The organism is Synechococcus sp. PROS-U-1 (genome assembly GCF_014279755.1).
Lineage (GTDB): Bacteria > Cyanobacteriota > Cyanobacteriia > PCC-6307 > Cyanobiaceae > Parasynechococcus.
On the sequence record NZ_CP047951.1, the window covers coordinates 730,060 to 743,083 of the forward strand.

General features: G+C 61.3%; 14 protein-coding genes. 6 read left to right on the plus strand and 8 right to left on the minus strand.

The annotated features are described in order from the left end of the window. Positions 1-76 precede the first annotated feature (76 nt). Positions 77-580 carry a L,D-transpeptidase gene (locus tag SynPROSU1_RS03865; RefSeq protein WP_255444776.1) on the plus strand — a complete coding sequence of 168 codons (504 nt, stop codon included), beginning with the start codon at positions 77-79 and terminating at the stop codon, positions 578-580. Here the strand turns inward: SynPROSU1_RS03865 and hemC are convergent, their stop codons facing one another. Further along, positions 581-1,534: a hydroxymethylbilane synthase gene (hemC, locus tag SynPROSU1_RS03870; RefSeq protein WP_186571577.1), complete on the minus strand. Its 954-nt coding sequence runs from the start codon at positions 1,532-1,534 to the stop codon at positions 581-583. Between the two features lie 138 nt (positions 1,535-1,672). Between hemC and SynPROSU1_RS03875 the strand changes: the two genes are divergently transcribed. Continuing rightward, positions 1,673-2,140, plus strand: a complete 468-nt coding sequence (locus tag SynPROSU1_RS03875) for a hypothetical protein (protein WP_186571578.1) — start codon at positions 1,673-1,675, stop codon at positions 2,138-2,140. Between the two features lie 192 nt (positions 2,141-2,332). Here SynPROSU1_RS03875 and rpoD read toward each other — a convergent pair whose 3' ends face one another. Further along, the gene (gene rpoD / locus SynPROSU1_RS03880) at positions 2,333-3,682 is read right to left on the minus strand and encodes an RNA polymerase sigma factor RpoD (protein ID WP_186571579.1); all 1,350 of its coding nucleotides are present in this window, start codon (positions 3,680-3,682) and stop codon (positions 2,333-2,335) included. Between the two features lie 302 nt (positions 3,683-3,984). Between rpoD and priA the strand changes: the two genes are divergently transcribed. Next, positions 3,985-6,231 (plus strand): primosomal protein N', encoded by a 2,247-nt coding sequence (gene priA, locus SynPROSU1_RS03885; protein WP_186571580.1) that lies wholly within the window; start codon positions 3,985-3,987, stop codon positions 6,229-6,231. On the opposite strand, the gene SynPROSU1_RS03890 is transcribed toward priA, so the two are convergent. Genes SynPROSU1_RS03890 through SynPROSU1_RS03900 form a run of 3 tightly spaced genes read right to left on the minus strand, consistent with a single transcriptional unit; the run spans position 6,232 to position 8,718 of the window. After that, positions 6,232-7,290 carry a DUF3153 domain-containing protein gene (locus tag SynPROSU1_RS03890; RefSeq protein WP_186571581.1) on the minus strand — a complete coding sequence of 353 codons (1,059 nt, stop codon included), beginning with the start codon at positions 7,288-7,290 and terminating at the stop codon, positions 6,232-6,234. Between the two features lie 3 nt (positions 7,291-7,293). After that, a complete protein-coding gene (gene argB, locus SynPROSU1_RS03895) occupies positions 7,294-8,175 on the minus strand; it encodes an acetylglutamate kinase (RefSeq protein WP_186571582.1) in 882 nt (293 codons plus the stop codon). Positions 8,176-8,178: 3 nt separating this feature from the next. Then, a complete protein-coding gene (locus SynPROSU1_RS03900) occupies positions 8,179-8,718 on the minus strand; it encodes a DUF2854 domain-containing protein (RefSeq protein WP_186571583.1) in 540 nt (179 codons plus the stop codon). A 68-nt stretch (positions 8,719-8,786) separates the two neighbouring features. Between SynPROSU1_RS03900 and SynPROSU1_RS03905 the strand changes: the two genes are divergently transcribed. After that, complete coding sequence (locus SynPROSU1_RS03905; protein WP_186572222.1) at positions 8,787-8,975, plus strand: hypothetical protein; 189 nt, start codon at positions 8,787-8,789, stop codon at positions 8,973-8,975. Between the two features lie 29 nt (positions 8,976-9,004). Here the strand turns inward: SynPROSU1_RS03905 and SynPROSU1_RS03910 are convergent, their stop codons facing one another. After that, the gene (locus SynPROSU1_RS03910) at positions 9,005-9,469 is read right to left on the minus strand and encodes a single-stranded DNA-binding protein (RefSeq protein ID WP_186571584.1); all 465 of its coding nucleotides are present in this window, start codon (positions 9,467-9,469) and stop codon (positions 9,005-9,007) included. Between the two features lie 29 nt (positions 9,470-9,498). Here SynPROSU1_RS03910 and SynPROSU1_RS03915 point away from each other — a divergent pair, with 29 nt between their 5' ends. Together SynPROSU1_RS03915 and cutA are read left to right on the plus strand one after the other, a co-directional pair. Next, on the plus strand, positions 9,499-10,290 hold the full coding sequence (locus SynPROSU1_RS03915) for a precorrin-6A/cobalt-precorrin-6A reductase (RefSeq protein ID WP_186571585.1): 792 nt from the start codon (positions 9,499-9,501) through the stop codon (positions 10,288-10,290). Then, on the plus strand, positions 10,283-10,627 hold the full coding sequence (gene cutA, locus SynPROSU1_RS03920; RefSeq protein ID WP_186571586.1) for a divalent-cation tolerance protein CutA: 345 nt from the start codon (positions 10,283-10,285) through the stop codon (positions 10,625-10,627). The genes SynPROSU1_RS03915 and cutA overlap by 8 nt, the downstream gene beginning before the upstream one ends. Here cutA and SynPROSU1_RS03925 read toward each other — a convergent pair. Both SynPROSU1_RS03925 and SynPROSU1_RS03930 read right to left on the minus strand, forming a co-directional pair. Next, on the minus strand, positions 10,596-11,609 hold the full coding sequence (locus SynPROSU1_RS03925; protein ID WP_186571587.1) for an adenosine kinase: 1,014 nt from the start codon (positions 11,607-11,609) through the stop codon (positions 10,596-10,598). The genes cutA and SynPROSU1_RS03925 overlap by 32 nt on opposite strands. A gap of 41 nt (positions 11,610-11,650) precedes the next feature. Further along, a complete protein-coding gene (locus tag SynPROSU1_RS03930) occupies positions 11,651-12,970 on the minus strand; it encodes an adenylosuccinate synthase (RefSeq protein ID WP_186571588.1) in 1,320 nt (439 codons plus the stop codon). Positions 12,971-13,024 lie beyond the last annotated feature (54 nt).

Here is a 13,024-nt window from a genome sequence, read left to right on the forward strand (position 1 = left end):
TCAAATTGGCAGCCCAGGTCTGCGGTTTTTTCGCGCAGCGATGAATACGTTGAGACCAATGGGTCTTGTGCGTCTCATGAAGTGGCCATTGCTTTCAGTGCTCTTGGGCGGTGTGTTGGCGGGATCTTTGCTGCCGTCGCTTTCCGCTCATTCCGCTGAGGTGGCGTTGCAGCGTGTTCCGCGGGAGTCGCGCATCGTTCTCGACCTGAGCAAGCGACAGATCTCTCTTGTTCGCGGTGGCCAGCGGCTTGGATCGTGGCCGGTGGCGATCGGTGATCCGAAGACGCCCACCCCTAAGGGGGAGTTCGCCATTCTCACCAAGAAAGTCGATCCCATCTATGTGACGAACAAGGCGGGGCAGCGGCGGGAGTTGCGCGGACCCAGCAGCCCCATCGGCGATCGCTACATGGCCTTTCACCGCAATGGCCGCGGCGAATTTGGCATTCATGGAACGGCGTGGCCGCACTGGGTTCAGATTCGTGCTGCCGTCAGTCTTGGCTGCGTGCGCATGCTCAACAGCCACATCCGGCAGCTGTTTGAAGCCGTGGATGTTGGTACGCGCCTTGAGATTCGCAGTTGATCAGGCTTCAGGGCGAACGGTGTCGAAGATCTCTTTGAGGATCTCTCCTGCACCCTGATCTTTGAGGGTGTGGGCGAGGGAGAGGCCGATGGCTTCGGGGTCGCTGGCAGGGCCGCTGGCCTGGTCGCGGATCAAGCGTTTGCCATCGAGGCTGGCCACCATGCCCACGAGGATCAGTTGATCGCCTTCGAAGTGGGTGTTCACTCCGATGGGAACCTGACAGCCGCCTTCCAGTTCCCGCAGAAAAGCGCGTTCGGCCAGGCAGCGCTGGGAGGTGGGACTGTGCTCCAGCACTTTGATTGCCTCCAGCACTTCGGGCTTGCCCTCCACGCATTCGATGCCCAGTGCTCCCTGGCCAACGGCGTGCAGGGAGATATCGCCGGGGATCAGTTGGTGGATCCGATCGGCAAAGCCCAGGCGGCCAAGACCGGCTGCAGCCAGGATCAGGCAGTCGTAATCGCCGCTGTCCAACTTCTCCAGCCGAGTGATCACATTCCCTCGAACGTCCTTGAAAATCAGGTGGGGGTAGTGGTGACGCAGCTGGGCCAGGCGGCGTAGGGAGCTGGTTCCCACCACAGATCCTTCAGGGAGTGTGTCGAGTTTGTAGGCCTGGTTTTTGGCATTCACGACAAGTGCGTCAGCCGGATCTTCCCGCTCGGTGATGACACCGAGCATCAGCCCCTCAGGAAGGTTGGTCGGCAGGTCTTTCAGGGAGTGGACGGCGATGTCCGCACGATCCACCAGCATCTGGGCTTCCAGTTCTTTGGTGAACAGGCCTTTGTCGCCGATTTTGGCCAGGGCGACATCCAGGATTTTGTCGCCCTGGGTGGCCATGGCCTCCACGGTGATTTTCAAGCCTGGATGGGCCTTTTCGAGTTCCGCTTTGACCCAATTGGTCTGCACCATGGCCAGCTGGCTGCGTCGTGAGGCGATGCGCAGTTCGGTGAGGGCCATGAAGAGGGCGAATCAGCCGCCCAGCCTACGCTTTTGGGCAGGTCTCCATGGATTGACACCCTTGAGGTTGTGAAGCTTCGAAAGAGAAGATCGTCTTTGTGAAGAACGCTTAACATTCCCAATCAACGCAGGAGAGTCATGCCGGGACCCGTCGTTAATGGCGTTCGTCAGGCGGGAGCGATTGGCTCGGTTGCCCCTGAAACCCAGGAGCAGGAGACCATGATTCCGTTGATGGCAGAAGGGTGCATTCGTCTTGTCCTGTTGTGCAGTGGCGATGTCTTGCTGGCGCGGCTCCGGCACACAACGGATCGCGATGGTGACCATGCCTATCAGTTGCTGCGGCCGCGTCTGGTTCGCCCCGTCGTGGAGCCGTCGAGCGATGCTCAGCCCAGTTGGGTGCTTCAGCCTTACCTGCTGGGGCTGACGTCCCAGCCCAATCTGGTGCTGTTCAAGGCTGCAGTGGCCTCTGTGCTTGAGCCCGATGCCCTTCTGCTTCAGGCCTATGCCCAGGAAACGCGCCAAGAGTGCCCTCTTGAAGAAACTCCCGTGGAGCGCCTGAAGCGCGCTTTCCAGGAATTTACGGAGACCTTCGAAGGCTCCCAGTGAAGTGTGGAGCTGAACCTGAATTTCTAAAAAGGAAAACCCCAGTCTCAGACTGGGGTTTGATCTCTTCCGTGTGAGGAGGGCGTCTCAATTCCCTCTGGCTCTTTATAGGAGCCCATCGGTGCTTTGAGCCAGGGGGAATGTACTTATGTATTACTCCCGAGACTGTTTGGAGGCAGCCTCGGGCCGGACGATCTATTTGATGTATTCCTTGAGTACCCCATTGCGGTTGGGATGGCGCAGCTTGCGCAGGGCCTTGGCCTCGATCTGACGGATCCGCTCGCGGGTCACATCGAAAATCTGGCCAATTTCCTCAAGGGTTTTCATGCGACCGTCGTCGAGGCCATAGCGGAGGCGAAGCACATCCCGCTCACGGGGGCTGAGCGTTGCCAAGACTCCCTCGAGGTCTTCACGGAGAAGGTTTTTGGCGACGTCCTGTTCGGGGTTCTCAATGTCGGCTTCGATGAAATCGCCGAGACGGGAATCTTCCTCTTTGCCGATGGGGGTCTCCAGGGAGATCGGCAGCTGGGCACTCTTGGCGATGAACCGCAGTTTTTCGATGGTCATTTCCATCGATTCAGCGATTTCTTCCTCGGTGGGCTTCCTGCCGAATTCCTGGGAAAGAACCTTGGTGGTCTTTTTGATCCTGGAGATGGTTTCGTAAAGGTGCACCGGTAGGCGAATGGTGCGGCTCTGGTCGGCGATGGCTCGGGTGATGGCCTGACGAATCCACCAGGTGGCGTAGGTGGAGAACTTGTAGCCCTTTTCGTGATCGAACTTTTCCGCTGCACGAATCAAGCCAAGGCTGCCTTCCTGAATCAGATCCTGGAAGCTCAGGCCCCGATTCATGTACTTCTTGGCAATCGAGACAACGAGGCGCAAGTTGGATTGCACCATTTTTTCCTTGGCCCGTCGGCCCAACATCAAGCGACGGCGGAAGCGGATGAGTGGCATTTCCACCAACGCAGCCCACTCTTTTTTGTCGGGCTCCCGACCGTTGTCGCTTTCAAATTGAGACGCCAGTTCCTCGAGATAGAGAAGGTCAGCGATTTTGCGGGCCAGTTCGATCTCTTCATCGGGACGCAGCAGGCGGATCCGTCCGATTTCCTGCAGGTAAACCCGGATGGAGTCTTCGGTGTAAACGCCTTTGGGGCCGATTTTGATGCTGGCCAGGGCTTTGGCCTTGGCTTCCTTCTCGGCAGCGGCTGTTTTGGCCTTCTCTTCAGCTGTTGGTTGAGCTGTAGCTGCCTTGGCTGTGGTTGCTTTCTTGGTGGCTGCCTTCTTGGTGGTGGTTTTTGCCTTTGTTGCCTTCTTGGCGGTGGCTGCTTTCTTGGTGGTGCCCGAAGCCTTGGCTTGATCGGCCGCGGCCAAGAGCTCATCGGCCGCAGCGTTCAGGTCCTTCGCGCTTGTCTTGCTGGTGCGTCGGCGTGCGGGAGCTTTTTTGGTTTCTTTGCTGGAGCTCGAAGAGACTTCCTTCACCGTGCCATCAGCATTGGCCAAAAGAACGATGTCCGGCTTGGCAGCTTTGGTGGCAGCAGGGGTCATGGTGAGTCGAAGTCGGATGAAGGGGGACGCAAATGCGGAAACACCTCAACCACGGCAGAAGCCGTGATGGCCTTGATCTCCTGTCTGAACGAAAGGACACGACGCAGCTGACGCTGAGACGGAGATCATGGGCTGATGGTGGTGTCCGCGAGTCAACGAAACGCTTGGACTGATTGTCTGTGCTGTCCGGGGTGGTCTCAGACCGGTCAAAGTGGCAAGGACAAGGCCTTGACTTCAGACTCTGTGTCTTCCCTCTGGATCGAGCGCAGGGTTGGCATAAAACGTCCAACCTCCTCACGTTAATGAAGTCTTCCGAAGTTTGCAAGGTCCTGTCGCATCCGAGGCGCTGCGTTGATGTCTGGCTTGAGGCCGGCAGGGAGGGGCGGTCCTTCAGTTACTCCGCTGATCCGGCCATGGGATTGATGCCAGGGGACCTTGTTCAGGTGCGCCTTCGGGGTCGCGCCATGCATGGGCTGGTGGTCGCGGAGCGGGAGTGGGGAGCGGAGGAGCCCCCAGGACTGCAACCTGTTGAATCACTCCTGCAGCGGGCTGCTGTCGATCCGGATTGGTACAGCTGGTTGGAGCGGGTCGCCGACCGTTGTCATCTCAGTGCCTTTCGCACGTTGAAGGCAGCTCTGCCGGCGGGCTGGATTGGTCAGGCGGGCCAACGCTCGCTGGCGGGGGGACGTCAGATGTGGTGGATCCAGGGTTGTGATCCCCCCGATCATGCGGACCAGCCCACCACCCGCCAGCGGGAGCTTCTGGTTTGGTTGGAGGGCCAGGGTGGAGGCAGCTGGCAAAAGGACCTGCTGGCCAGTGGGTTTGGTGCCCAGTTGCTGACCACCCTTGTCGAGCAGGGCTACTTGGTGCGTGAGCGCCGGCGGGCTGAGCACAAGGGGGCCGTTGACGATGCACCCCAGGAGCCTCCCCAGGCCTTGACCGCTGAACAGCAGGCCGTGGTTGATGCCTACCAGCAGCTTTCGCCGGGGCGTGGCCTATTGCTGTGGGGAATCACCGGTTCAGGTAAGACCGAGGTCTATCTCCAACTGGCTGCCCAGGAGTTGGAGCGGGGCCGCCATGTGCTGCTGCTCACCCCTGAGATCGGTTTGATCCCCCAACTCATCGATCGCTGCCGCAGACGCTTTGGCTCGCGCGTCGTGGAATATCACAGCGGTTGTGGTGACGCCGAACGGGTTCGGAGCTGGCGCCGCTGTCTCGCCGCGGATCAACCGTTGGTGGTGGTTGGGACACGCTCCGCCGTGTTTGTTCCTCTGAAGCCTCTGGGATTAATCGTTCTGGATGAGGAGCACGACAGCTCTTACAAGCAAGACGCACCGATGCCTTGCTATCACGCCCGCGACGTGGCCTTGGATCGGGTTGTGATGCAACAGGCACGGCTTGTGCTGGGCAGTGCCACACCGTCGCTCGAGAGCTGGATTCAATCGGGCTCCGATGGCCCCTTGACCCTGGTGCGCCTGACGGAACGGATTTCCCGGCAGGCTCTCCCTCCTGTGCATGTGATCGACATGCGCCATGAGTTGGCTGAAGGACACAAGCGCCTGGTGAGCCGTGCCTTGATGGATCGTCTTGCGGCGTTGCCCGAGCAAGGCGAACAGGCGGTGGTTCTGGTGCCTCGCCGGGGATACAGCCCTTTTTTGAGTTGTCGCAGTTGCGGCGAAGTGGTGATGTGCCCCCACTGCGATGTGGCTCTCACCGTCCACCGCGGCCAGGGGGGACGCCAGTGGCTGCGATGCCATTGGTGTGACCATCGTGAGGACTTAGAGAACCGTTGCAGTCACTGTGGTTCCACGGCGTTCAAACCTTTTGGCGCAGGCACGCAGAAGGTGTTGGAACTTCTTTCCAAGGAGCTTGAAGGGCTTCGCTTGCTCCGCTTCGATCGGGATTCCACAGGGGGGCGGGATGGTCATCGCCGCCTGTTGGATCGCTTTGCGTCTGGAGAAGCAGATGTCTTGATCGGCACCCAGATGTTGGCCAAGGGGATGGATCTGCCGCGGGTCACCCTGGCGGCGGTGCTCGCGGCGGATGGGCTTCTGCACCGCCCCGATCTACGCGCAGGAGAGCAGGCACTGCAGTTGTTGTTGCAGTTGGCGGGCCGTGCTGGCCGGGGCGAGCGACCGGGGCAAGTGTTGGTGCAGACCTACACCCCAGAGCATCCGGTGATCCAACACCTGGTGGATGGTCGCTATGAAGCGTTTCTGGCCCAGGAGGTGGCCCTTCGCAAGGAGGCTGGCCTGGTGCCCTTCAGTCGCGCTTGTCTGTTGCGTCTCTCGGGAGACTCCCCGAGCAAAACAGCAACGGCGGCAGCAGTGCTTGCGGAGCGGATTCGGCCGATCTGTCAGAGCCAGAGCTGGTGGTTGTTGGGGCCTGCCCCTGCCCCGGTGGCCAGAGTGGCCGGACGGAGCCGATGGCAGCTGCTGCTGCATGGGCCAGCGGGCTCCTCTCTCCCGTTGCCTTCGGGGCAGGAGCTCTGGGATGGCTTGCCTCGTGGTGTGGCGCTCACCGTGGATCCCGATCCGCAGCAGCTTTGATCAGGAGGGCAGTTCTGGGAAGCCAAAGCCCAGTTTTCGCCGCACGACCTGCAGCAGCAGGCTGCTCGACAGCAGGATCAAAATCACCAGCCCCCCGAGGCCGAGCGGATTCCAGCGCCAACCCTGCCAACTGAGCTCGGTGGTTGTGCCGGAATGAGCCGTGCTCTCCATTCGTCCATGGTTGAGGCTCAGATGCACGTCGAGCCCTGGAATCTCGGGAAGATTGCTGAGGTCGACGATCAGTTGCACGTGCTGCTGCACCCCCAGGAGCCAGTTGCGTTCCTCGAGCTTGAGCACCGGTGCTGGGAGTGAGACTCCCGCCGCGTGACCCGCCACTTCCACCACGGAGGCCATCTGTTGCGCCAGATCGTGCGATGACACAACGCGACTGCTGATGCGTTGGTGTCCAGGACCCACCTGCTCGATCCTTAGCCCCGACACCTCCCGTTTCAGGTCCCGCTCAAATTGGTCTTGCCAGGGCAGCTGTCGTTCCTGGGTGCTCTGCACGTCCCAGGTGACGGCCAGTCGATCCGGGCCACGAAGCTCAAGATCGGCCTGGATCCGCACGCAGCCACTCAAAAGCAGAGTGATCCCCAGCAAAACCGCCAGGACGAACACGGCGAACCCTGCCGCCGGTGGGCGCGTCGGTCCCGTCGGTGGTGGTGGTGGTGGTTCGGGGCGCCGGGAGCGCCGCCGTCGCATGGGGCTCGTCTGCCCGCTGCCGGAGGCATTCAGCTCCAGCTGCGGCATTGTCATTGACCAGCGTTCCGGACGATCCAGGCTGGGGGCTTCGAGAATTCCGAGCAGTTGTTGCGCTTGCTGGCGCAGCTTGGGATCTCGGCATCGACTCAGCAGACGGCAGGTGGCGATGGCCTTGTCGTCCTGCCCTTGCCCCATCCAGGCGGTGATCATCAGGAAACGCAGGCGGGGCCCCTCAGGACTATTGGGCGGGTGGGTTTCAGCTAGGGGGAGGAGCAGCTCCAGGCATAGTCCGTAGTCCCCGCGATCAAGGGCCGCCTCCGCTTCGGACAGGTCCAGTGCTGAGTTCTGCTCGCTCACCCTTCAGCTGCGTCCCACAACCATGGTGCCGATGCCGGCATCGGTGAAGACCTCGAGCAACAGGGCATGGGGAACCCGGCCATCAATGATGTGGGCAGCAGCTACTCCTTGCGCCAAGGCGCGGATGCAGCATTCCGTTTTTGGGGTCATGCCCCCTGCGACAACACCGTCTTCAATCAACTGTCTCGCTTCCGACAGGCGAAGTTTGCGGATCAAGGAGTCGGCATCGTCCCGGTCTTTGAGGATGCCGGGGGTGTCGGTCAACAGGATGAGTTTTTCGGCCTCCAGGGCCGCTGCCAGTTCCCCGGCCACCGTATCGGCGTTGATGTTGTGAGCACGGCCGTCATCGGGGGTCGCCGCCACGCTGGAAATGACCGGCACATAGCCCTTGTTGAGCAGGGGTTCCAGCACGTCGGGATTCACGCGGGCGACATCCCCCACCAGTCCATGGCTGCCATCTCCCCAGGGGCGCGCCTCCACAAGGCTTCCATCACTGCCACTCAAGCCAACGGCACGGGTGCCGAGCTGATTGAGCCCATTCACGATTTGTTTGTTGACGCGACCCACCAGCACCATCTCCACCACATCCATGGTGTCGGCGTCGGTGACGCGAAGTCCATCGCGGAATTCGGCCGGAATCTCCAGCCGCTCCAGCCATTGGTTGATTTCGGGGCCACCGCCATGAACCACAACGGGTTGGACCCCCACGCATGCCAGCAACGCCAGATCGCGGAAGACCGCAGAACGCAGCTCGGCGTGGGCCATAGCGGCTCCGCCGTACTTGATCACAATGCGTCGTCCAGAGAAGCGCTGGATGTAGGGGAGCGCTTCACTCAGCACCGACACCCGTAAGGCGTCATCGTTGTTCTGGGCGGGTTGGGCCATGGGTTAGGCCTCTCCCGCTGGAAGCAGAACAAGATCGAGCCGCTGCTGATCCAATTCCCGTAGTTCCGCCCGCATCCCCTTGGCGAAGAAACGACCAAGCCGCTCCTGTCGCTCCTGCCAGCGTTCGATGGGGACGGCTCCCAAAACAAAGCGGAGCCGCAGGCCATAGCCGGTGTCGAAATGCAGCTCTTCGATTTCCTCCAATTGCGGCGGGGTGTCCTCGTCCCAGAGCTTGAGAGCCTCGAGCGAGGTTTCCAAATGGGCTTTCTGGCCGTAGCGCCAGCGCGTGACGTCACCCAGCAATTTGCCTAATTCAGGGGCCGCTTCGCGCTCTTTTTGGAAGGTTTTGATGGGTGTCACCCGGATTGCGGGTGGCAGTTCCGACGACTTCAGAGCCAGCCCCCCCAACAGGATGGGGATGCCATAGAAAATTGTGGGCAGGCTGAGGTTGGCGCTTCCCGTGGCGTAGGCGGTGGCACCGACCACCGTCAGGACGCCTCCAGCGATGGTGATGAGGCTGCCGGGGGAGAGGAAATCCTTCATGAAGGCCTTGGCTTGATCGCCATTTTGACCTCTGGCCCATCAGGATGGAGATCCGCAGCCTGAGCTTGATGCCTGATCCTTCGTCGACTGGCATGGACGATCTCTTGCAGCAGCTCGATCGCGATCGCAGCTGGTTGCTGCAGCAGATTGACGGCGGGCGTTGGCCCGAACTCAGGCTTGACCTTGCAGCTTTGGAGCGAGAGCTCGGGCAACTGATCACCCGAGCCTCAGAGCTGCAGGATGCAGGCGATCGGTAAAACGCTCCGAAGGTGGAGCATCCCCTGATTCAGAACGGAATGTCGTCGGTGTCGGGAACCAGGGGAGCGGCATTCCAGCTGGCCGGTTCGGGCTCTTTGGCGACAGGTGTTGGCGCTGCTGCTGGGGCCTGGCGACCTGCGGCTGGGGCTGGTGCTGGTGGTCGGCCCGCGGGGGATGAACCCGTGGATGCCGCACCGATCGGATGCAGCCGAGCCAGGGTGAATTCAGCCCGTTTTTCCTTCATGCCATCGCCCCGGGGCATGGTGTTCATCCGCAACCGGCCTTCAATCAGAAGGCGCTGTCCCGTCTGCACCCGGTTCTGCAGCTCCTGGGCAAGGTTGCCCCAGCCCACCACCTTCAATTCTCCTGGCGGATCACCCTCCCGCAGGGCGTCAAAGCGCACGGCCATCTCGGCAATGGGAGTCTGGTTGTCCTGGGTGTATCGAACCGTCGGTGCGTCGATCACCTCCACTTCGAGCACGCAATGGTTCATGGCTTGATCTGGAGTTGGGGCACATCCTGATGCAAGGGCTCGCGAATGACCAGCGTCGTGTGCTGCTGCTGGCTGGAACTGGTGAGGGGCCGCAGTTGGTGCGAGATCTCACCCGCCGCCACTGGCGGGTGAGCGTGAGCGTGGTGACCCCGAGTGCGGCGAATGCCTATGCGGGGCTCGCGTTGGAGGGGATCTCGGTCGGTGCTTTGCAGGGCATTGGCGGGATCACGGACGCCTTGCGCCAGGCGGGACCCTTCCGCTGGGTGTTGGATGCCACGCACCCATTCGCATCACAGATCAGCCATGCCTTGGTCAGGGCCTGTGCGGAGGTTGGTCAACCGTTGGTGCGTTATGAGCGTCGCCTTGAACCACTGGGTGGTGCATCCCTGGTGACTGATGCCCAGGCGTTGGCTGCGCTGCCGCTGCAGGGCCAGCGCCTGCTTCTGGCCATCGGTGGTCGTCACCTGCCTGTGATGGCTGCTGCTGTGCGCCGCGCCGGTGCCATCCCCTATGGCCGCGCCCTTCCGTCTCCTGACGGATTATGTGCAGCATTGCGGGCGGGTCTGCCCCCGGATCACCTTGCGGTGGTGCGCCCCCTGCAGGGGGATGTGGCGGGGGCGATCGAGCGGGCCCTCTGCCGTCGATGGGGCATCAGTGCGGTGCTGTGCCGACAGTCCGGTGGAGTGACCGAACAGCTCTGGCATCGCCTGACCCGAGAGCTTGAGCTCAGCTTGTTGCTCTTGCGTCGGCCGGCACCCCCCGATCGCATGGTTTGTGTCGAGGATGTGAGCACCTTGTTGGAGTGGCTTGAGCGTGACTGATGCGAGCGGGCTTGTGTTGGCCCTCACCACGGAAGCGAGCCCTGAATGTGCCCAACACCTCGCCGATGCCTTGCTGGAGCGCCGTCTCGTGGCCTGTGTGTCCATCCACCCCGTTCAGTCCTTCTACCGCTGGGAGGGGGCCCTGCAGCAGTCCCATGAGGTGCAACTGCTGATGAAGACCTCGACCCAACATTTGGAGGCGCTTCGCTCGGTTGTCTCACAGCTGCACAGCTATGACACCCCTGAGTGGTTGAGCTGGCCGGTGATGTCCTCACCGGCCTATGGGGCCTGGGCCCTGGCGGAGCTCAGTTCAGATGTGTCGTCGCCAGCTGCTTGAGCGAGACCTGGGATCTTGCCCCCAGTTGGGTCACGATCTGGCCGGCGCAAAGAGCACCGAGCTGACCACAGCGCTCGAGGGATTCGCCCTGCGTGAAGCCATGGAGGAATCCCCCTGCGTAGAGGTCGCCTGCTCCTGTGGTGTCCACCAGGTCGCCTAGGCCGAAGATGCCGATATCCCAGCGTTGATCTCCACTCAGCACGACGGATCCCTGGGCTCCACGGGTGATTGCGATCACCGAGCAGCAGCCTCGGACACGCTCCAGTGCCTGGTTGAAGTCCTCGGTTTCATAAAGCGACTGAATCTCAACATCGTTGGCAAACAGCACATCGACGTGGCCATTCACCAGCTCGAGGAAACTTTCCCTGTGCCGATCCACGCAAAAGCCATCCGAGAGGGACAGGGCGACCTTGCCACCCGCTTCACGGCAGGCTTCAGCGGCGGCGATGAAGGCCCGCTTGGCCGCTGGACTGTCCCAGAGATAGCCCTCCAGATAGAGCACCTTGGCCTGCTGGACCATCGATAGATCGAGATCCTCCGGCTCCAGCTGGGTGGAGGCCCCCAGGAAGGTGCACATGGTCCGCTCCGCATCGGGCGTGACGTAAATCAGGCAGCGCGCTGTTGTGGCTCCGCTGGTGGCTGCCGGGGTCTCAAACCTTGCACCCACGGCGCGGATGTCGTGGCTGAAAATGCTGCCGAGCTGGTCATTTCGGACACGACCGATGAAACCGGCGCGACCCCCCAGCTGGGCGATGCCAACCATGGTGTTCGCGACAGAACCACCGGAGGTCTCAAGGCCTGGGCCGCTCGCCTTGTAGAGGGTCTCCGCTTGTCCCTCGTCGATGAGGGCCATGCCTCCTTTCTGGAGGCCTTGCTCACTAATGAAGCTGTCGTCGGTTTGAACCAGAACGTCAACAATGGCGTTGCCGATGCCCACGACATCGAGACTGCAGGCGCTGGGGAAACGGGTCTCAGATGACATCGGTGCTGTGAAGGCAGCACCGAAGTATGAACCTCAGCGGCTCAGGCGCTCAATAACGCGCGCTTGGGGCCGTGGATTGGATCTTCGACAACGATGGTCTGATCACGGCTGGCGCCAAGGGAGACGATCGCGATCGGCACCTCCATCAAATCGGCCAGGAAGCGCAGGTAATCCATGGCCGGCTTGGGGAGATCCTCAAGACTGCGGCATTCTTCGGTGGAACACTGCCAGCCAGGAAGCGTTTCGAAAATAGGTTTGCACTGCGCGAAGTCATCGGCACTGCTCGGGAAGTGCTCGATCCGCTCGCCGTTGAGTTCATAGGCCACGCAGACCTGGATCTCGTCGAGCTCATCGAGAACATCGAGCTTGGTCACAGCCAGACAGTCCAAGCCATTCACCTGAACCGCATAACGACCGATCACCCCGTCAAACCAGCCGCAACGCCTTCGCCGGCCGGTGGTGGTCCCGAATTCCCCACCCCGTTCGGTGAGTTGGTCATTCAGGCTTCCGCTCAATTCCGTGGGGAATGGGCCTTCTCCCACGCGGGTGGTGTAGGCCTTGGCGACACCGATGACACGGTCAATCAAGGTCGGACCGACGCCAGCACCGATGCAGGCCCCGCCGGAGACAGGGTTGGACGACGTGACGTAGGGGTAGGTGCCATGGTCCAGGTCCAACAGCGTGCCCTGGGCTCCTTCAAAAAGGATGTTCTTACGTTCCCTGGCGGCTTGATGAATGGTCTGGGTGCACTCGACGACATGGGGCGCGAGGCGCTTCCCGTACTCGAGGTATTCCTGGATGACATCCCCGGCGTTCAGAGGCGCCACGCCATAAATGGTTTCAAGAAGTTCGTTCTTCTCTTGAAGAGGACCCTCAAGCCGTTCGCTCAGTCGCTGTTCGTCCAGCAGGTCGATGACGCGGATGCCACTGCGCTGGGACTTGTCTGCATAAGTGGGGCCGATCCCGCGGCCTGTGGTCCCGATGCGGCGCGCTCCGCGTTGCTTCTCCATGGCCTGATCCAGCAGGCGGTGGTAAGGCATCGTCACGTGGGCCGTTGATGCCAGACGCAGGCCGGAAATATCGATGTCGTTGGCGATGAGCATGTCCAGCTCGCCGAGCATCACTTTGGGATCCACGACGGTGCCGGATCCGATCAGGCAGATCGTGTCGGGGTAGAGGATTCCGGAGGGAATGAGGTGCAGTTTGAGGACACGCTCGTCAACGACGATCGTGTGGCCTGCATTCACACCACCCTGATACCGCACCACCACATCGGCGGAACGGCTGAGGAGATCGGTGATCTTTCCTTTTCCCTCGTCACCCCACTGCGCTCCGATGACGACAACGTTGGCCAAGAACACGGCGGCCCGAAGCCGCAGATCTGCACAATCCGCGAGTATCTCAGATCTCGGGTG